A 19,439-nucleotide genomic window follows, 5' to 3' on the forward strand; every position below is an offset into this window, starting at 1 on the left:
TGGTTGGTTGGGCTCGTGACCACGACCCCGAGCGCCCCTCCCGCGGCGACCCCCGACGCCGCGATGCTCGAAGCTGCCCGTCGTGTCGAACGGCTCGCCGAGCACGGGCCGACCGTCCACGGGCCGTCCGTCACGGCTGTCATCGCCGTCGGCGCGGTGCTCCTGACCCTCGCCGTACCCGTCATCGTGTTCGGCGAACGCTGGTGGCCCGGGCCGGTCACCGTGGCGGTGCTCGGAACGGTCCTCGCCGTGCGGAACTGGTTCGTCGCCCGTCGGCATCACACCCTGCAGCCGTTCCGGATCGCCACCGACGAGCGTCCGTTCGCGGTCCTCGACCGTGAGCAGCGGCAACGGACGGGGCGTCAGATCACCGGTCGCGAGCCAGTGTCGGCGGACAGCGTGCCCCTCGTCCGCGCCTTCCTGCAGTGGCAGCGGCGGTCATCGCGGGCGGCCGTGCCGGGTCTCGTCGCCCTCGGAGCCGTCATGGTCGGGTCGGCCTGGGGCCTCGCTCTGTCGTCCGGCGACGTGTGGCTCCTCGCGTTCCTGATCGTGGTGGCCGTGCTCATCGGCGCGATGGGCGCGGTCGAGTCACGTCGCGCGGAACGTGTCCTCCGGTCGTTGCCCGACTCGTCGCCGTCGACGGATCGATCGACGGCTCCGGCCACCGGTCCGGAGGCCTAGACCTGCCGTCCGGCGTACTCCGGTTCAGCGGGCGAGCGCTGCCGCGATCCACCCCGGCCGGTGTGCCCGGACCCCGAGCGTGACCGCGCGGATGCCGATGTAGCCGAACGAGAAGACCGCCCACAGCGACGCCAGGTCGCCCCCGAGCCACCACAGCAGCGGCAGGTACACGGCCAGGTTCACGACACCGGCGAGGGCCAGGTACCGGGCATCCCCGGCGCCGATGAGCACCCCGTCGAGCACGAACACGTACCCGGCGACCGGTAGTCCGGCCGCCAGGAGCACCAGGACGAGCGGCAACGCTGCCCGGACCGCACCGGAATCGGAGAACACCGGTCCCAGGATGCCGCTGACGGCGAGGGTCAGTGCCCCGAGCAGGACGCCACCGGCGATGCCGAGGAGGACGAGCCTCCCGGTCACGAGCCGGACGCGCTCGGCGTCCCGCGCCCCGAGCGCGTGACCGACCAGCGCCTGGCCGGCGATCGCCAACGCGTCCAGCGCGAACGCGAGCGTGCTGAACACCGTCAGCCCGATCTGGGTGGTCGCCAGCCCGATGGTGCCGAGCCCGGTCGCGGACGCGATCGTGGCGAGCATCGCGATCCGCAGCGACGCGGTGCGGAGGAACAGCCAGGCCCCGGAACGCAGCGCCCGGACCACACCCGAGGCACCCGGTCGCAGCGGCGCACCGGAGGCGCGCGCTGCCCGGATCGCGATCCAGACGTACACGGCGGCCATCGCCCACTGCACGACGACGGTGCCGGCCGCGGACCCCGCCACGCCCCACCCGAGCCCGTAGATGAGGAGGGCGTTGAGCAGGCCGTTCGCGATGAAGCCCACGGTGGCGACGACGAGCGGGGTCCGGGTGTCCTGCAGTCCGCGGAGCAACCCCGTCGACGCGGTCACGACCAGGATGCCGGGCAGGCCGATCAGCGAGACGAGCAGGTACGTGGTCGCGGCTGCAAACACCTCCGGCGCCGCGCCGAAGAGGTCGATGAGGGGACCGGCGAGCGGCCAGCCGACCAGCGCCAGGACGACACCGAGGCCGAGCGCGAGCCACATACCGTCGATGCCGGCGTGCACCGCGCCGCGGCGGTCACCGGACCCGAGGGTGCGCGCCACGGCCGGGGTGGTGGCGTACGCCAGGAAGACCAGGAGGCCCGTGACCGTCTGCAGGACCGCGCTCGCCACGCCGACTGCCGCCAGTGACGTCGCCCCGAGGTGCCCGACGAGGGCCGTGTCGGTGAGCAGGAAGAGCGGCTCGACGACGAGTGCCCCGAGCGCCGGCAGGGCGAGCCGGACGATGTCACGGTCGACCGAACGACGATCCCGGCGCGCATCGATCGCCGTCACGACGACGGTCGCGGTCTCGTCCTCGGAGTCAGGGGGCACCAGGACATCCTGCCAATGGCTACGGTCGAGGTGTGGACGTCGTCGCACTCGTCCCCGCCGTGGTGGGGATCGCACTCAGTCCGCTGGTGATCGCCTCGGTCGTGTTCCTGCTCGGCCACCGGGGTGGGTACTCCTCCGCTGCCGCGTGCGCCACGGGGTGGGTCCTCAGTGTGGCCACCGCGCTCGTCGTCGCCGTCCTGCTCGGCGAACGGCTGCCGTCTCCCACAGGCGGGAAGACCGACGTCCGAGCCGTGATCGAGGTCGCCGCCGGTGTGCTGCTCCTCGGACTCGCGGTGTGGCAGTGGACCGTGCGTCGGCTGCCCGACGGCCGTCCGCGCAGCGCCGGGTGGTCGGACCTGATGGCGGCGATCGGGCCGGCGCGGGCCTTCGGCGTCGGTGTGGTCTGGTTCGTGACGAACCCGAAGGCGTTGGTGTTGTCGATGACGGCCGGTCTCGTGGTCGGCGACGCGGACCCGTCGGTGGCGGGCCTGGTCGTCGCGGGGACCGCCTACGTGGTGCTCGCGGGGTCCACGGCCGTGCTGCCGATCGCGGTCGCGGCTGCGCTCGGGCGCCGAGCCGAACCGGTCCTCGTGGCCACGAGGCGGTTCATCGCGAAGCGCGGCTCCGTCGCCCTCGTCGTCGTCCTCGTGGTGCTCGGCGTGGTGCAGCTCGTCACCGGGGTCGTCGGGCTCCTCTGAGTGGTCGTGCCTGGGCCGTCGCACCTGGCCCGTCGTGTCGGGCCAGTCGTCTTCGGCCGGTCAGCAGCGCTTCACGGTGTCCGGGCGGGGTTCGACGGGGACACCGCCGGTGGCTGCCCGCTCGGTGTCCGTCGCCGCGGGGCTGGCCGGGTCGGTGCCACGAGCTCGACCGATGACGTCCATCAGGTGGTAGACGACGATCGCCGCGATGGTGCCGATGATGATGCCGCCGAACGTGGCACCACCGAAGTGGAACGTGAAGTCGGCGATGCCCATGATGAGCGCGATGCCCGCGGTCAGCTGGTTCTTCGGCTTGGCGAAGTCGACGCGGTTCTCGACCCAGATCCGGATGCCGATCACGCCGATCAGTCCGTAGAGGGCGGTGGTCGCACCACCGAGGACGCCGGCCGGGACGGTCGAGATGACCGCACCGATCTTGGGCGAGAGCCCGAGGAGCACCGCGGCGATCGCAGCGACCCAGTACGCCGCCGTCGAGAACACCCGCGTCGCCGCCATCACGCCGATGTTCTCGCCGTAGGTGGTCGTCGCCGAGCCGCCACCGACACCGGCCAGCACGGTCGAGATGCCGTCCGCGAAGAGCGCGCGTCCGGTCAGTGGCGTGAGGTCGCGTCCTGTGAGCTGGCCGACGCCCTTCACGTGGCCGACGTTCTCGGCGACCAGGGCCAGGACCACGGGCAGGAACCCGAGGTACACGGCCATCTGCGACGGGTCGAACGCGGGTGCGGTGAAGGTCGGCAGGCCGACCCAGTCCGCCTTGGTGACCGCGCTGAGGTCGACCTGTCCGCCGATCAGTGCCGCGACGTAGCCGACCACCACACCGACGACGATCGACAACCGGCCGAGCAGGCCCTTGAAGAGGACGGTGCAGAGGACGATGGCTGCCAGCGTGATCACCGCGACCACCGGGGCGGCGACGAAGTTCTCCCGCGCGGCCGGAGCCAGGTTGAAGCCGATCAGGGCGACGATCGCACCCGAGACGACCGGTGGCATCAGGCGGTCGATCCACCCGGCGCCGGCCAGGTGCACGATGAGCCCGACGACGGCCAGCAGTGCGCCGACGACGATGATGCCGGACAGGGCGAGCGGGATGCCGCCGATCTTCGTCGCGGCCCCGATCGGCGCGAGGAAGGCGAACGACGAGCCGAGGTAGCTCGGCAGCCGGTTGCCGGTGAGGAGCAGGAACAGGATCGTGCCGATGCCGCTGAACAGCAGCGTCGTCGACGGCGGGAAGCCCGTGATGAGCGGCACCAGGAACGTGGCGCCGAACATCGCGACGACGTGCTGCACCCCGAGCCCGATCGTGCGGGGCCAGGTGAGGCGCTCGTCCGGCGCCACGATCGTCGCAGCGGAGACGGTGCGGCCGTCGCCGTGCAGCTTCCACGGAAGTCCCATGCGATGACCGTAGCGGGCGGAGGGCCAGTACGGCGGCCTGCCGTCGGACTCCTGTGGACAACACCGCAGCACGGCTGATGTTGAAGATATGGTGTGTGGAACGTCACGAGGAGCACCATGCGTCTGAACCACCCTGTCCTGGCACCGACCGCCGTCGCCGCGGCCCTCGCCCTCGGCACGCTCGCCGCGCTGCCGGCGCTCGCCGCGGAGCCCGCGGCCGCAGCGGGGAAGCGCGCTGGGGGGTCGTCCGAGGTCCAGCACCACGAGGGCGCCGTCGGCATCACCACCGACTTCACGGCGGCCGTGCACTCGATCGCGCACGGCCCGGGCATCGTCACGCTCCGGGGGACGGTGGACCGCGGCACCAGCGTCGAGGTGGGCGGTGACGTCGTCGACCCGGTCTGGACCGAGGGTGACGCCGACGGGCACTGGGAGGCGCAGGTCCGGGTCCGCCGTGGCGAGCACGTCATCCGGGTCACCTCGGCGGTGTCCGGGCAGGTCCTCGAGGTCCCGGTCGACCTGCTCATCCTGTTGCCGCCCGACATGCTGGCGACCGTCGACGGCATCGACCGGTCGATCGCGCTCGAGGGCTTCGCGTACCCGCACGCGCACCTCGTGGTCCGGGAGTCCGGCACCGTCCTGGCCGAGACCGATGCTGGGGAGGACGGCTCCTGGCAGGTCGTCCTCCGTGACCTGGCCTTCGGCGCGCACCACATCGAGGTGGCGCAGTACTTCGACGGGACCCAGAACGGCGGCATCGACGACGTCTACCAGGTGTCCGGTGCCGCGGTCGTCGAGACCACCTCGGTCTCACGCGAGACCGGGCGCATCACGCTGGCCGGCCGCGCCCCGGTCGGTACCACCCTCACCTTCGCCGACACCGCCGGCCCGGTGACGGACGGGGACGGCTCACCCCTCGTCGTCGAGCCCGGCCGCGACACCGGGTGGCAGGCCTCCTTGCCGATCCCGGACGACGTCCGCTTCGACCGGATCACCGTCGTCACCGCGGACGGCGACGACGAACTCGGCCGCACCGAGACCCGGGTGACCATCCCGATCGCCCTCAGCGGCGGCGTCGAGGAACTGCCGGACGGTCGGGTGCGGCTGCACGGCACCGGTGAGCCCGGCGGGACGGTGACGCTCGAGGACCAGTCCGGGACCGCGATCACCGACACCGCCGGAGCGCCGATCCGGACCGACATCGGGCGGGCGTGGGAACTCGTCGTGCCCCGAGCGGAGCTCCCGGCGGGCAGCGTCATCGCACGCCAGCGGGTCGGGGGCGTCGAACAGGGTGCCCTCCGCCTGGTCCTGCCCGCGCTGCCCGAGCGCCCGGGATCCGGGGCCGGTTCCGGGGCCGGCAGCGGGCCGGGTGTCGGCACGGGCGCCGGGGGTGGTGTGGTCACCGGCCCGGGTGTCGGCCGGCCCACCGCTGGCCGGTTGCACGCCGACGTCCACAGCACTGCCGCCGGTCGACTCGCGTACACGGGCGCCGAACTCGTCCGCCCGACGGTCACCGCCGGCGCGCTCGTCCTCCTCGGCGTGCTCGCGCTGCCGTGTGCCGGGGTGCTCCGCCGACGCGCAGCCCGACACCGATGAGCGCCGACCGGGTGGCGGACGGTGCCCCGGTGGCTATCGTGGTGAGCATGACCGACGTCGCAGGCACCACCGGAATCCGTACCGACGAACTCGACGAGTCGGTGCGGCCGCAGGACGACCTCTACCGGCACGTCAACGGCAGGTGGATCGACGAGACGCCGATCCCGGACGACAAGGCCCGCTACGGCTCGTTCACGGTCCTGGCCGAGGAAGCCGAAGCCGCCGTGCGCACGATCATCGAGCGCGCACAGAGCGCCGCGCCGGGCACCGAACAGCGCAAGGTCGGCGATCTCTTCACGTCGTTCACCGACGAGACCGCGCTCGAGGCACTCGGGTCCGCGCCGATCGAACCGCTCCTCGCCGACATCGCCGCGATCGAGGACAAGGACGACGTCCTGCGCATGGTCGGCCGCTTCGAACGACTCGGTCTGCCGAGCTTCATCCAGCTCTTCGTCGACAACGACCCGGGCGACCCGGACGCCTACGTCGTGTTCCTCGAGCAGTCCGGCCTGGGTCTGCCCGACGAGTCCTACTACCGCGAAGAGCGCTTCGCCGACATCCGCGAGAAGTACCGCGAGTTCGTCGGCTCGATGTTCCCGCTGGCCGGTTACGACGAGAGCGGCGACCGCACCGAGCACGTCATCGCCCTGGAGACCGCCATCGCGTCGGCGCACTGGGACAACGTCGCCACCCGCGACAGCCAGAAGACCTACAACAAGCTGCCGTGGGACGAGGTCTCGGCGCTCGCCGAGGGCGTCGACCTGCGGCTCTGGTGGCAGGCCATCGACGCGCCTGCCGGAGCGTTCGACACCGTCGTGGTCCGCCAGCCGTCGTTCCTCACCGGTCTGGCGCAGTTGTTCCGCGAGCAGCCCCTGCCGGTCTGGAAGGACTGGCTGTGCTGGCAGGTCATCCGCGCGTCGGCGCCCTACCTGACCAGTGCGTTCTCGGCGACGAGCTTCTCGTTCTACGGCACCGCGCTCACGGGTGCACCGAAGCAGCGTGACCGCTGGAAGCGCGGTGTCTCGCTGGTCGAGGGCGCGATGGGCGAAGCGGTCGGTCGCATCTACGTCGAGGAGCACTTCGACGAGACCTCGAAGGCGACGATGGACGACCTCGTCGCCAACCTGGTCGAGGCCTACCGCCAGAGCATCACGGGCCTCGAGTGGATGACCGACGAGACCCGGGCCCGCGCGCTCGACAAGCTCGAGAAGTTCACGCCGAAGATCGGCTACCCGGTGAAGTGGCGCGACTACAGCGCCCTGCCGGTCACCGCCGACGACCTGCTCGGCAACGTCCGGGCGATCGCGTCGTTCCAGGTCGACCGCGAGCTGGGCAAGATCGGCAAGCCGATCGACCGCGACGAGTGGTTCATGACCCCGCAGACGATCAACGCGTACTACAACCCGGGCTTCAACGAGATCGTCTTCCCGGCCGCGATCCTGCAGTTCCCGTTCTTCGAGGCCAGCCGCGACGCCGCCGCCAACTACGGCGCCATCGGGGCGGTCATCGGCCACGAGATCGGGCACGGCTTCGACGACCAGGGCTCGCAGTACGACGGCGACGGTCGCTTGCAGAACTGGTGGACCGAGGCCGACCGGCAGGCGTTCGAGGAGCGCACGAAGGCCCTCATCGCCCAGTACGACGCCCTGGTGCCGACCGAGGTGCCGGACGGCCACGTGAACGGTGCCCTCACCATCGGCGAGAACATCGGCGACCTCGGTGGGCTGTCGATCGCGTGGAAGGCCTACCTGATCTCCCTCGACGGCGCGGAGCCGCCGGTGATCGACGGCCTGACCGGTGCCGAGCGCTTCTTCCTCAGCTGGGCGCAGGCCTGGCGGATGGCGATCCGTCCGGAAGAGGCCGCACGGCTGCTGAGCATCGACCCGCACTCGCCGAACGAGTTCCGCTGCAACCAGATCGTCCGCAACATCGACGTCTACTACGACACCTTCGACGTCTCGGACCGTGACGCGATGTACCTGGCCCCGGCCGAGCGCGTCGCCATCTGGTGATGACGGAGCCGGACGCGCCGCACTCGTCGCGCCGGCGCCGCCCCGGACGCCCCGCTGACGACGGCTCAGCGGGGAACGGTCCCGTCGGCGGTGGTCGAGCCGGCGGTGGCGGTCGGAGCCGTGGCAAGCACCGCGGTGGGGCGGACGAGCGCTTCACCGCCACGACGGAGGCGCTCGGCACCATCGCGCAGGACGGTGCCGGGGTCAGCGCCTCGATCATCGACACCTCGACCGGTCGCGCCCTGCTGGCGATCGACGACCGGCTCGTGCAACCGGTCTCCGGGCTCGGACGCGTGCTGCTCCTCATCGAGGTCGCGGCACAGCTCGAGGACGGTCGGCTGCACGGCGACCGTCTGCAGCGCATGGCCCGGGACACCGCGACCGGGGCAGGCCTGTGGCAGTTCCTGCAGGAACCGACCATGCAGGTGTCGGACCTCGCCACGCTGGTCGGTGCGACCGCGGACGCCTGGGCGACGAACGCCCTGCTCACGACGGTCGGGATCGACGCGGTGCGTGCCCGTGCCGAGTCGCTGGGTGTCGAACGGTCCGCCCTGATCGACCGGGTGCGGGACCGCCGCGGTCCGGACGACGCCCCGGACGTGTCGGTCGCTGCCTCGGGGGAGCTCAGTTGGCTGTTCCGGGGGCTGGCGCTCGGCGAGGTCGTGGACCAGACGGTGTCGAACCGGGTCCTCGGGTGGCTGTCGCTGGCGGCGGACCTGTCGCTCGTCGCCGGGTCGTTCGGACTCGATCCGCTGGCGCACCGGGCACTCGACCACGGCCTCCAGTCCGTCGCGGTGACCGGGTCCGGGCCGGGGATCCGGGCCGAGGCGGGCGTGCTCCGTGGCCCGGCGTCGTCGGTCTGTTACGCCGTGACCGTGCGGTTCGAGGACGACTCGCTGCAGCGTCGACTGGCGGTGGTCGAGGCACTGCGCACGATGGGTACCGAGGTGCTCGAGGTCGTGCACGCCCCCGCCGAGCGCTGAGCGCCGAAGCGCTCAACGCAGACCCGCCCGACGCAGACGCGCCCGACGCAGACCCGCCGACCGCTGTACCTCCGGCGCAGCAGCGTTCAGGACGCCGCGTCCCCGCGCTGCCGGTCGTAGTCCCCACGCATCCGCCACCCGGCCATCGCGCGGGTGACCTTCCCGTGTGGTGAGCGGGTCAGCACGGACCAGAGCGCCAGCACGACGAGAACGATCGGGACCGTCGCCGCGGCGAGCACGATGCGTCGGCCCACCGCTCCACCGTCGTCGAGCCAGCCGACGTGCACGAGGTGCAGGAGCAGGAAGGCGAGCGTCGAGACGACGGTCACGATGCTGGTCCGCCAGTACCGACGGACGGCGTCGCGGAACCCGGTGTCCAGGACCGTGCCCTCGGCGAGTTGCACGGTGTCCCCGACGGTGAAGGTGTGCGCACCCGCCCGGAGCACCGTGCGTTCGTCGTCCGGCACGGCCGGCCGTCCGCGGCGCGGGCGCTGCCAGTCGACGTCCTCCAGGTGTTCGACCTCGTCGTCGATGACGAACCACCCGCCCTCGAGGTCCTCGGGCCCGGTCACGATGCGGTGGCTGCTCACCGCCCCATGATGGCGGACCGCGACCGGCCCCCGGACCGCAACCGACCCCGCAGACCGCGCGCAACCCCCGGACCGCGCCCAGCCCACCGCCAGCGCTACCGCTGCTGCTGCCCCTCCGGCACGAACGCCCGCACGGACAGCAACTCCGCGGACTGCTGTCGGCACGCCGTGTACGCCGTCGACGCGACGAACAACGACTGCTTCGACCCGGGCGGGTAGACGCGGAACCCGTCGGGCTGCTGCGTCGTGCAGTTCCCCGGCTCGAGGTTCCCGGCCTGCACGATGCGGAGCGGCGCGTACGCCGTCTGCCCGGCGGCCAGGGTGACGGTCGGGTGTGCACCGCTGCGGTCGAGCGTCGCCGACGCCCCGATCTGCGTGCCGTTCCCGTCGCCCACGAAGGACACCCCCGGCCAGCCCTGCAGCGTGCACGAGGCGCTGCCGGTGTTCCGCAGCGCCAGGTTCAGGTACACGCTGCCGGCCCCACCGCCACCGCCGTCGACGATCGACCCAGCCAGCGTCGACACCGCGCAGGTCCCCGCTCCGGAGGCCGTGCCACCGTCCGCCGGACCGGCCGCGGCAACGCCGGTCGAACCTGCACCCCCCGACGCGGCCGGAGACGACGCCACCGGAGACGACGGCGCAGTCGACACCGGCGGCGCCGACGACGAGGGTGCCGAGGACGAGGGTGCCGACGACGACGGCGCCGTGGTCGACACCGCCGAGGACGCACCCCCACCGCCACCCGACCCGCCCGTGCACCCGGTCAGCGCGAGGACGACCGCCCCCGCCAGACCCACCGTCCCGACCAGTGCGCGCAGCGGGCGCGATCCGGTCACCTTCCTGGTGATGACTCGACTGCTCTGTCCCATGGGCGCCACACAACCACTTCCATCGTGGAACTGTCTCGCACGTCCTCCCATTGACGCACCACCCTCCAGCGAGTTCGGGCAGGATCGGCATCGTGCACGTCGACGACGACGTGCGGACACGGAAGGCACAGACCGATGGCAGCAGGCAAGCACGAAGCAGCACGCGGCGACGACGAGCGGGCGGACGGAGTGGACGCACGCGCCGGCCAGTTCGTGGACAGCGACATCCCCGGCGAGCACCGCGTCACCGACGACGAGCCGGCTGGCGAGTTCGTGTCGAGCGACATCCCCGGCGAGGCCCGTCCGGAGCCCGACGGCGAGTCGGGCGAGTACGTCGAGTCGGACATCCCCGGCGAGCCGCAGCCGGCCGGACCGGAGGAGACCGGGCACTACACCGACCGCGACCAGTAGCGGCGGTTCACCCGGTCACTCGATAACCCAGTAACGGCCGGTCACTCGGCCACCCCGCCGGTCGGTCAGTCGACGAGCCCCGCCTGCGTCAGCAGGCGGAGGGTCTCGACCCCGGCCGGCGGGCAGCGTCCGGCATCAGCGGAGGTGACCCACTCCACCTCGTCCACCTCTGCGGAGGCGACGGGCGTGGCGGTGTCCAGTGTGCCTCCCGGCCGTGCCAGGAAGAGCGTCATCGCGACGATCGTTCCGGGTGCCTGCCCGTGGGCCGGTTCGGTGACGACGGCGAACTCGTCGACGTCGTCGGCGGTGAGCCGCAGGCCGGTCTCCTCGTACGCCTCGCGGACGGCGGCGTCGACGGCGGACTCGCCGGGTTCGACCTTGCCTCCGGGCAGGTACAGGACGTCGCGCCCGCGGGCGCGCACCATCAGGACGCGGCGGTCGCGGACCAGTAGGAGCGCGCTGACGTCCAGGACGGGCACGGCCGGGAGGCCCGCCCCACCCGAGCCGGTCAGCTCGCGTCCGCCTCGTCGTCGCGCACGCGCGAGGCCAGCGGCACGACCGCCGAGGGCACGTCCGCGACCGGCTCCGGGCGCACCCCGAAGAGGGCGTCCAGCGCCCCGGTGAAGTCGTCGCCGCGACCGGCGCGGCCGAGTTCCCGGGCCCGCACGGAGGGGCGGTGCAGCAGCACGCCGACCAGGTGCCGGAGCGCCCGTTCGGTCTGCTCCGCGGACTCGGGGGTGGTGTCGCCGCGACGCTTCACACGGTCGATCTCGTCATCCAGGATGCCGAAGACGTGCTTGCGCAGGGCGACGAGCGCCGGGGTGGTCGACTGCTCGAGGGCCTGGGCACGGAACCGGGAGACGGCGTCGTCGACGATGGCGCGGGCCTCGGTCTCGGCGTTCAGCTCGGCGATGGGCGCGTGGATGCTGATCGTCTCGAGGTCGAGCAGCTCGACGCCCTCGACGTCGGCGGCGTCGGGGTGTACGTTGCGGGGGAGCCCGAGGTCGATGACGATCCGTCGGGCACCGTCGTCGAGGTCGCACGCCTCGACCACCGGGACCTCGCTCGAGGTGCAGGTGATGACGACGTCGCTCGTTCCGATCGCGGTGCGCAGGTCGGTGGCGGCGACGAGGTCGTGCTTGGCGGCGAACCAGGGGGCGCGGCCGGAGGGCGAGAAGACCTGGATGTGCTCGGCACCGCGGTCACGGAGGGCGGCGATGGTGGTCGCGGCGTAGCTGCCGGTGCCGACGAGGAGCACGCGGGTGGCGGCCCAGTCGGTGATCCGCGACGAGGCGAGCTCGAGTCCGAGACGGACGAGCGACCGGCCGGCGGCACCGATGCGGGTGCGGGTCTTGACCCCGCGTGAAGTGTGCGCTGCCTCTTGGAAGAGGCGTTCGAGCTCCGAGGTGGTGGTGCCGTTGCGGCGGGCGTCCTCGAGGGCCCGTCGGACCTGGCCGGAGATCTCGGTCTCGCCGACGACCACGGACTCGAGCCCGCTCGACACGGCGAAGAGGTGCTGCACGACGTCGCCGCCGCCCAGGACCTGTACGGAGTCGAGGACCTCGTCCGCCTGCAGCTCACTCGCTGCCGACACGGCCTCGACCGTGGCGCGGACGGCGGCCTCGTCGTCACCGGCGATGTCGAGGTAGGCCTCGAACCGGTTGCACGTGGCGAGGACCACGGCGCCGTCCAGGACGTCCGAGTCCGTGACGAGGTGGCTGGCCGCCGCGGGTGCTCCGATGCTCAGACGCTCCAGGAGGTCGAAGCTGGCGTTGCGATGCGACGCCGTGAGACAGATGAGCACGTCTTCAATCGTAACCCCGCCGTCCCGAGTGCCAGATCGGAGATCCGCCCTGTTCGCGGTGGGAGAATCACCGGGTGACCGACGCGCTCCCGACCACCCATCCGCTCGCCGACGGCCGCACCGCGGGCTCGCGGCTCGTCCGGGCCCTCCGGGGCGACCGCCCGGAGACGCTGCCGGTCTGGTTCATGCGCCAGGCGGGCCGTTCGCTGCCCGAGTACCGCGACCTCCGGGTCGGCACGGCCATGCTCGACGCGTGCCTCGACCCGGCCCTGGCGTCGGAGATCACCCTGCAGCCGGTGCGCCGGCACGGGGTCGACGCCGGCATCTTCTTCAGCGACATCGTCGTGCCGATCAAGCTCGCGGGTGTGGACGTCGAGATCGTCCCCGGTCGCGGCCCCGTCCTCGGTTCCCCGGTCCGGACCGCCTCCGACGTCGACGCCCTCGGTCGCCTCGAGCCGGAGGCCCTGGCACCGATCTCCGAGGCCGTCGCCCGCACGGTCGCCGAGCTGGGCAGCACCCCGCTCATCGGCTTCGCCGGCGCCCCCTTCACCCTCGCTGCCTACCTGGTCGAGGGCGGCCCGTCGAAGGACCACATCCGCGCCCGCACGATGATGCACGCCGACCCGGAGACCTGGTCGCGCCTGCTGGACTGGGCCGCTGACGTGTCGGGGGCGTTCCTCCGGGCCCAGGTGCTCGCCGGCGCCTCGGCCGCGCAGCTCTTCGACTCGTGGGTCGGTTCCCTGTCGCGGGCGGACTACGTCGAGCGGGTCGCACCGCACTCGGCGACCGCGCTGTCCCACGTCGCCGACCTCGGCGTCCCGCGCATCCACTTCGGTGTCGGCAGCGGTGAGGTCCTGGCCGACATGGCGACCGTCGGCGGCCACGCCGAGGCGGTCGACGCGGTCGGCGTGGACTGGCGCCTGCCGCTCGACGAGGCCGTGCGGCGCGTCGGCACGGGCGTCACCGTGCAGGGCAACATCGACCCGGCGATGCTCGCGGCACCGTGGGAGGTCCTCGAGGCCCACGTCCGCGCGGTCGTCCGCCGCGGTGGGGTGGCCCGGGCGCACGTGGTGAACCTCGGCCACGGGGTGCCGCCGGAGACCGACCCGGACGTGCTGACCCGCGTCGTCGAACTCGTGCACTCGCTCGGCGACGGCACCGACGGCACCGGCGACACCGACGGGACGGACCAGGCCCGGAGCGCCGCGGCATGACCGACGTCGTCGTGGTCGGTGGCGGGGTCGCCGGGCTCGTCGCCGCGCGGGACCTGGCGAAGGGCGGCGCACACGTCGTGCTGCTCGAGGCCTCCGGCGAGCTCGGCGGCATGATCCGCCGACACACTGTCGCCGGGCTCGACCTCGACATGGCCGCGGACTCGTTCGCCACCCGGACGGACGCCGTGTCCTCGCTGGCGATCGAACTCGGACTGGGCAACGACATCGTCTCGCCGGACCCTCGCGGAGCCTGGCTGATGACCCGCGACGGCCGGACCGCTCCGATCCCCTCGACCGGACTGCTCGGGATCCCGGGCACCCCGATGGCCGCGGACGTCATCGCCGTCGTCGGCGGCCCGGCGGCGCTGCGTGCCCAGATGGACGCGCTGCTGCCCTCGCCGGTCGGTGCCCGTGCGACGTCCCTCGGCACGCTGGTCCGGCGGCGGATGGGCGCGAAGGTCCTCGACGACCTGGTCGTGCCGATCGTCGCCGGCGTGCACTCCACCCACCCCGACGACCTGGACCCGGACCGGGTGGCCCCCGGGCTGCGTGCGGCACTGCAGCGCGAGGGCTCGCTCGCCCGTGCGGTGCTCGCGCTCCGGAAGCGTGCCGTCGCGGGTTCCGCCGTGCAGGGCCTGCGTGGCGGCATCGCCCGCCTGGTCGACGAACTCGTCGCCGACCTCGACACGTACCGCGTCGACGTCCGGCTGCACACCCGGGCGACGCGCGTCGAACGGGCCGCGGTCGAGGCCACCTCCGCCGACGGCCGGACCGAACGACTGGCCGCGGACCACGTCCTCGCCGCGGTCGCCGACCCGGCCCGGACGGCGGCGCCCCGGCGGTCCGGCATCGAGCTGCTCACGCTGGTGGTCGACCGGCCGGAACTGGACGACGCCCCCCGCGGGACCGGCATGCTCGTCCACCCGGCAGCCGCGGGCGTCGCCGCGAAGGCGCTGACGCACGCGACCGTCAAGTGGCCGTGGCTGGCCGAGCGTGCGGCCGGGAGGCACGTCCTCCGTCTCAGCTACGCCCTGCCCCCGGCAGGTGCGGGCCAGGCGACCGGCGCTGCCGACGCGACGGGTGCGGACCCGGTCGGCACGAGCCTCCCGGTCGACCCCACCGGACCGGTGAGCACGCGCGCCACCACCGACGCGTCCGCCCTGCTCGGCCTCCGCGTCGGACCGGAGCACGTGGTCGGCGCCGCACGCGTGCTCTGGCACGGACCGGACGCCGAGGCGGCCGGACTGGCCGAGGGCGTCGTCGGCATCGGCGAGGCGTCGTCGGGCCGGGGCCTCTCCGGCATCGTGACCGGCGCCCGCACCGCGGCTGAGCGCATCCTGGATTCCTGAGCGGACCGCCGACCCGCCGAGGGCTACTGTTGGGGGAACCGTCGGACACATGCCGATCGGTGCATGACCCCGCAACGGTGCATCACCAAGCACACTGACCCAACGGAGGAAACGCTCATGCGTGGAAAGCTCCTGTTCGTCGCCGGCGCAGCACTCGGGTACGTCCTGGGATCGCGAGCCGGACGGGCGCGGTACGAGCAGATCAAGTCCGTCAGCGGCAAGGTCTGGAACAGCAACGGCGTGCAGAAGAGCGTGCACGACGTCGAGGGCTTCGTGCAGGACCGCACGCCCGACGTCGCCGACTTCATCGGTGAGCAGACCAAGAAGGTCGTCCGCAAGGTGAGCTCGAAGGCGTCGTCCAACAAGGGCTCGCAGATCTCATGACCGACACACGCGACCGGAAGTCGCGGTCGCTGTTCGGCCTCGTCAAGGACCTGCCCGACCTCGTCAAGGACCTGGTGAAGGGCGAGATCTCGCTCCTCAAGGCCGAGATGATCGGCAAGGCGAAGGTCTTCGGCATCGCCGCGGGCATCCTCGTCGCCGCCCTCGTCGTCGTGCTGTACGCGATCGGCGTGCTCCTCACCGCAGCGGTGATGGGCCTCGCCACCGTGATGCCGGCATGGCTGGCGGCGCTGCTGCTCGGCGTGCTGATGCTCATCGTCGCGGGGATCCTGGGTCTCGTCGGCTGGAAGCGCCTGAAGAAGGGCCTGCCGATCACGCCGAAGCGCACGATCGCCAGCGTCAAGAACGACGTCAACGCCGTCAAGGGCCTCGGCAAGAAGCCGACCCCCGAGACGCAGCGCGGCTCCCGCAAGCCCGACGTCGACGGCCGGTTCTGACCCCGTCGTCCTCTGACCCCCGTCATCCCCACGACCCCACCGGAGGACCAGTGACCGACCCCAAGGACGAGCACGGCGACATCGCCGACCGCGTCGCCGCCACCCGCGCCCAGCTCTTCGACACCCTCGACGCGATCGAGGACAAGCTCAACGTCCCGAAGCAGCTCGGCATCGCGGCGTCGAAGGTGAAGCGTGGCATGGACGAGAACCCGGTGCCGTACCTGGCCGGGCTCGCAGCGGGAGTGGCAGTGGTCGGGGGTATCGTCGTAGCGGCGCTCCGACGACGGTGAACCACAGGCGGCGAGCCACCGCGAGCCACTGTGGAACGCAGCCCCGGACGCCCGCTCGGCGACGGGGACGGGCGACCCACACCCCTGGCAACCGTGCCGCTGGCGATCGTGCTCGCGGCCACCGTGGAGGACGACCGATCCATGAGCACTGACGTGCCCACACCAGCAGGAACCGCCGCCGCGCACAGCGCCGCGGCACACACCGACGCAGCGCACGAGACGGATCCCGCTTCCGGGATCGACCCGAACCTGCTCACCGCCTACGCGCTCTGGGCGGTGTTCCGCCGTCCGGTCGGCGCGGTCGCCCGTGGCGGTGACGACTCGGTCGCCGAACTCGACGCGGTCGTCGCGGCCGGTGCCGAGCGCGGTGTCACCATCCGTGGCTTCTACGACGTCTCCGGCTTCCGCGCCGACGCCGACGTCATGATCTGGCTGCACGGCGACGACGCGCAGGCGATCCAGGCGGTGCTGCGGGACATCCGGCGCACGGCGCTGTTCCAGGAGGCCGAACCGGTCTGGCACGCGATGGCCATGCACCGCGAAGCCGAGTTCAACAAGCGGCACACGCCGGCGTTCCTGCGTGGCAAGGACCCCGAGGCCTGGATCACGGTCTACCCGTTCGTCCGGTCCTACGAGTGGTACCTGCTGCCCGAGGACGAGCGGTCGAAGATGCTCCGCGACCACGGTGTCGCCGGTGCCAAGTACCGGCGCGTGCTCACCAACACCATCGCCGCCTTCGCCCTCGGCGACTACGAGTGGATCCTGCCGCTCGAGAGCCCCGACCTGGTCGACCTCGTCGACCTGATGCGCGACCTCCGCTACACCGAGGCCCGCATGCACGTCCGCGAAGAAGTGCCCTTCTACACGGGTCGTCGCGTGACGACCGCCGAACTCCCGGAGGTGCTGTCATGACCGACACCAGCATGATCACGAACGGACAGACCGTCCTCGCCGCCACCCCCGCGGCGGCGTCCGGCCCGGAGCACGTCGAGGAGCCGACCGCGTACGACGCGATCCTGCTCGCCGGCTTCGGCGGACCGGAGGGCCAGGACGACGTCATCCCGTTCCTCCGCAACGTCACCCGCGGCCGCGGGATCCCGGACGAGCGTCTCGAAGAGGTCGCGCACCACTACCGGCACTTCGGCGGCGTCAGCCCGATCAACGCGCAGAACCGTGCGCTCAAGGCCGCGCTCGAGACCGAGCTCGCGTCCCGTGGCATCGACATGCCCGTCCTCTGGGGCAACCGCAACTGGGAGCCCTACCTCGAAGAGGCGTTCACCGAGGCGGCCGACAAGGGCTACACCAAGCTCGTCGCGATCGCCACGAGCGCGTACTCGTCGTTCTCCAGCTGCCGTCAGTACCGCGAGGACTACGCCCGCGTGCTGAACGAGACCGGCCTGATCGACACCATCCAGATCGACAAGATCCGGCAGTTCTTCGACCACCCCGGCTTCGTCCGGCCGTTCATCGACGGTGTCCGCGACGGCATGGCCCGGGCGATCGCCGAGAACGACGGCCTCGACGTCGCGACCGAGCTGCAGGTGCTGTTCTCCACGCACTCGATCCCCTCGACCGACGCCGCCCGGTCCGGCCCCGACTTCCGCGGGTTCGACGAGCACGGCGCGTACGAGGCCCAGCACCTGGCCGTCGGCGAGGTCGTCCTCGACCAGGCGTGGGCAGAGCTCCTCGAGCAGCCCGAGCACGCCCACCTGCAGGGCACGTCGAAGCCCGCCTGGAAGCTCGTCTACCAGTCGCGCTCCGGCCCCCCGACGCAGCCGTGGCTCGAGCCGGACATCAACGACTACATGAACGAGGACCTCAAGGGCGGCCCGACCCGCGCCGTCCTCATCGTGCCGCTCGGCTTCGTGAGCGACCACATGGAGGTCATGTGGGACCTCGACGAGGAAGCCACCGAGACCGCCGGCGAGCTCGGCTACTGGTCGCTCCGCACGCAGACCCCCGGCATCGACCCCGCGTACGTCTCCGGACTCGTCGACCTCGTGCTCGAGCGGGTCAACGGCACCCCGAAGGCCGAGCGTCCGCACATGACCGACATCGGCCCCTGGTACGACGTGTGCCGCCCGGGCTGCTGCGAGAACGTGCGAGCGGGGTTCAAGCCCGCCGCCGCCGGCGTCGCTCCGTGACCGACGGCTCCACATCGAAGGACCCAGCAGTGCAGGACCCCGCAACACCGAAGACCCCGGGTGACAGGCCCGCGATCCGGCTCGGCACCCGTGCCAGCCGGCTCGCGGTCGCCCAGTCCCAGGACATCGCCGACCGGCTCGCCAAGGCGTCCGGTCGGCCGGTGGAACTCGTCACCGTGACCAGCGAGGGCGACACGAACCGTGCCTCCCTGGCGTCCCTCGGCGGTACCGGTGTCTTCGCGTCGGCCCTCCGTGAAGCCCTCGTGGCGCACGAGGTCGACGTCCTCGTGCACTCCCTCAAGGACCTGCCGACCGCGCCGTACCCGGGCCTGACCATCGGGGCCGTGCCGAAGCGTGCCGACGCCCGTGACGTCCTGGTGGCCCGGAACGGTGCGACGGTCGAGACCCTGCCCGAGGGCGCGACGGTCGGGACGGGTTCGCCCCGCCGGGCCGCGCAGCTCCGTGCCGATCGGCCCGACCTGGATGTCGTGGACATCCGCGGCAACATCGACACCCGGCTCGCACGGGTCGAGGACGACCTCGACGCCATCGTGCTCGCGGCCGCCGGGCTCGGCCGCATCGGTCGGCTCGACGCCGCGACCGAGCTGCTCGACCTGGGCTTCTGGCCGAGTGCTCCCGGACAGGGTGCCCTGGCCGTCGAGATCCGCGCGGACGAGGACGACCGGAACCTGCTCGCCGCCCTGCGGAAGATCGAGCACGCCCCGACCCGCCTCACGGTGACCGCCGAGCGCGAGGTCCTGGCGAAGCTCGAGGCCGGTTGTTCCGCGCCGATCGGGGCGACGGCCGTCGTCGACGCCGAGATGCTCCTGGTGTCAGCGACCGTGTACAGCCCGGACGGGTCCGAGTACCGCACGGCCTCGCACGCGGCGATGCTCGACGGCTCCGCGCAGGACCGGCTCGACGAAGCCCTGTCGGTCGCCGGCCGGGTCGCCGACGAACTCCTCGAGAACGGTGCCGCCGAACTCGCCGACCTGCCCGCGACCAGCGGCCCCGGCACGGACGAACCGGACACCGGGCACACCGCCGGCCCCGGGCTGGCGAGCCCGGCCGAGTAGGGCGGGCACCACGGACGACACCCGGAGCCCCACGGACACCGCTGCCTCGGACACCGCTGCCACGGACACCGCTGCCACTGG

General features: G+C 72.3%; 20 protein-coding genes. 14 read left to right on the forward strand and 6 right to left on the reverse strand.

Translation table 11 applies throughout. The features are described 5' to 3' along the window. The first annotated feature begins 15 nt into the window (after positions 1–15). Positions 16–681: a hypothetical protein gene (locus QCD68_RS03785; RefSeq protein ID WP_301222076.1), complete on the forward strand. Its 666-nt coding sequence runs from the start codon at positions 16–18 to the stop codon at positions 679–681. Between the two features lie 24 nt (positions 682–705). On the opposite strand, the gene QCD68_RS03790 is transcribed toward QCD68_RS03785, so the two are convergent. Further along, positions 706–2,022 (reverse strand): MATE family efflux transporter, encoded by a 1,317-nt coding sequence (locus QCD68_RS03790; RefSeq protein WP_301222108.1) that lies wholly within the window; start codon positions 2,020–2,022, stop codon positions 706–708. A gap of 80 nt (positions 2,023–2,102) precedes the next feature. Between QCD68_RS03790 and QCD68_RS03795 the strand changes: the two genes are divergently transcribed. Further along, entirely contained in the window at positions 2,103–2,768 is a 666-nt protein-coding gene (locus tag QCD68_RS03795) for a GAP family protein (protein ID WP_301222077.1), read from the forward strand. 60 nt (positions 2,769–2,828) lie between these two features. Here QCD68_RS03795 and QCD68_RS03800 read toward each other — a convergent pair whose 3' ends face one another. After that, positions 2,829–4,181 (reverse strand): uracil-xanthine permease family protein, encoded by a 1,353-nt coding sequence (locus QCD68_RS03800; RefSeq protein WP_301222078.1) that lies wholly within the window; start codon positions 4,179–4,181, stop codon positions 2,829–2,831. Positions 4,182–4,298: 117 nt separating this feature from the next. Here QCD68_RS03800 and QCD68_RS03805 point away from each other — a divergent pair, with 117 nt between their 5' ends. Genes QCD68_RS03805 through QCD68_RS03815 form a run of 3 tightly spaced genes read left to right on the forward strand, consistent with a single transcriptional unit; the run spans position 4,299 to position 8,772 of the window. Continuing rightward, positions 4,299–5,777 carry a hypothetical protein gene (locus tag QCD68_RS03805; RefSeq protein ID WP_301222079.1) on the forward strand — a complete coding sequence of 493 codons (1,479 nt, stop codon included), beginning with the start codon at positions 4,299–4,301 and terminating at the stop codon, positions 5,775–5,777. A 47-nt stretch (positions 5,778–5,824) separates the two neighbouring features. Beyond that, positions 5,825–7,789: a M13 family metallopeptidase gene (locus QCD68_RS03810; protein ID WP_221849089.1), complete on the forward strand. Its 1,965-nt coding sequence runs from the start codon at positions 5,825–5,827 to the stop codon at positions 7,787–7,789. Continuing rightward, on the forward strand, positions 7,789–8,772 hold the full coding sequence (locus QCD68_RS03815) for a serine hydrolase (protein WP_301222080.1): 984 nt from the start codon (positions 7,789–7,791) through the stop codon (positions 8,770–8,772). The genes QCD68_RS03810 and QCD68_RS03815 overlap by 1 nt, the downstream gene beginning before the upstream one ends. Before the next feature lie 86 nt (positions 8,773–8,858). On the opposite strand, the gene QCD68_RS03820 is transcribed toward QCD68_RS03815, so the two are convergent. Both QCD68_RS03820 and QCD68_RS03825 read right to left on the reverse strand, forming a co-directional pair. Then, a complete protein-coding gene (locus QCD68_RS03820) occupies positions 8,859–9,362 on the reverse strand; it encodes a hypothetical protein (protein ID WP_301222081.1) in 504 nt (167 codons plus the stop codon). Positions 9,363–9,457: 95 nt separating this feature from the next. Beyond that, the gene (locus QCD68_RS03825; protein ID WP_301222082.1) at positions 9,458–9,886 is read right to left on the reverse strand and encodes a DUF4232 domain-containing protein; all 429 of its coding nucleotides are present in this window, start codon (positions 9,884–9,886) and stop codon (positions 9,458–9,460) included. Between the two features lie 480 nt (positions 9,887–10,366). Between QCD68_RS03825 and QCD68_RS03830 the strand changes: the two genes are divergently transcribed. Then, positions 10,367–10,642, forward strand: a complete 276-nt coding sequence (locus QCD68_RS03830) for a hypothetical protein (protein WP_253465996.1) — start codon at positions 10,367–10,369, stop codon at positions 10,640–10,642. A 65-nt stretch (positions 10,643–10,707) separates the two neighbouring features. Here the strand turns inward: QCD68_RS03830 and QCD68_RS03835 are convergent, their stop codons facing one another. Beyond that, a complete protein-coding gene (locus QCD68_RS03835) occupies positions 10,708–11,121 on the reverse strand; it encodes an NUDIX hydrolase (RefSeq protein WP_301222083.1) in 414 nt (137 codons plus the stop codon). A 29-nt stretch (positions 11,122–11,150) separates the two neighbouring features. Next, positions 11,151–12,446, reverse strand: coding sequence for a glutamyl-tRNA reductase (locus QCD68_RS03840; protein ID WP_221849085.1), 1,296 nt, complete (start codon positions 12,444–12,446; stop codon positions 11,151–11,153). 74 nt (positions 12,447–12,520) lie between these two features. Here QCD68_RS03840 and hemE point away from each other — a divergent pair, with 74 nt between their 5' ends. The 8 genes from hemE (at position 12,521) to hemC (ending at position 19,358) form a co-directional block, all read left to right on the forward strand. Beyond that, positions 12,521–13,660 carry a uroporphyrinogen decarboxylase gene (gene hemE, locus QCD68_RS03845; protein WP_301222084.1) on the forward strand — a complete coding sequence of 380 codons (1,140 nt, stop codon included), beginning with the start codon at positions 12,521–12,523 and terminating at the stop codon, positions 13,658–13,660. Further along, a complete protein-coding gene (locus tag QCD68_RS03850; protein WP_301222085.1) occupies positions 13,657–15,009 on the forward strand; it encodes a protoporphyrinogen/coproporphyrinogen oxidase in 1,353 nt (450 codons plus the stop codon). Before hemE ends, QCD68_RS03850 begins: the two co-directional genes overlap by 4 nt. 117 nt (positions 15,010–15,126) lie before the next feature. After that, positions 15,127–15,393: a hypothetical protein gene (locus QCD68_RS03855; RefSeq protein WP_111075384.1), complete on the forward strand. Its 267-nt coding sequence runs from the start codon at positions 15,127–15,129 to the stop codon at positions 15,391–15,393. Next, on the forward strand, positions 15,390–15,848 hold the full coding sequence (locus tag QCD68_RS03860; protein ID WP_111075385.1) for a phage holin family protein: 459 nt from the start codon (positions 15,390–15,392) through the stop codon (positions 15,846–15,848). Before QCD68_RS03855 ends, QCD68_RS03860 begins: the two co-directional genes overlap by 4 nt. 50 nt (positions 15,849–15,898) lie before the next feature. Beyond that, positions 15,899–16,138, forward strand: coding sequence for a DUF3618 domain-containing protein (locus QCD68_RS03865; protein WP_253466011.1), 240 nt, complete (start codon positions 15,899–15,901; stop codon positions 16,136–16,138). 141 nt (positions 16,139–16,279) lie between these two features. Next, the gene (gene hemQ / locus QCD68_RS03870; protein ID WP_301222086.1) at positions 16,280–17,050 is read left to right on the forward strand and encodes a hydrogen peroxide-dependent heme synthase; all 771 of its coding nucleotides are present in this window, start codon (positions 16,280–16,282) and stop codon (positions 17,048–17,050) included. After that, positions 17,047–18,282: a ferrochelatase gene (locus QCD68_RS03875; RefSeq protein WP_181439292.1), complete on the forward strand. Its 1,236-nt coding sequence runs from the start codon at positions 17,047–17,049 to the stop codon at positions 18,280–18,282. The genes hemQ and QCD68_RS03875 overlap by 4 nt, the downstream gene beginning before the upstream one ends. Before the next feature lie 29 nt (positions 18,283–18,311). After that, positions 18,312–19,358, forward strand: coding sequence for a hydroxymethylbilane synthase (hemC, locus tag QCD68_RS03880; RefSeq protein WP_253466017.1), 1,047 nt, complete (start codon positions 18,312–18,314; stop codon positions 19,356–19,358). The last annotated feature ends 81 nt before the right edge of the window (positions 19,359–19,439 follow it).

Origin of the sequence: Curtobacterium sp. PsM8 (assembly GCF_030433875.1) — a bacterium.
GTDB lineage: Bacteria > Actinomycetota > Actinomycetes > Actinomycetales > Microbacteriaceae > Curtobacterium.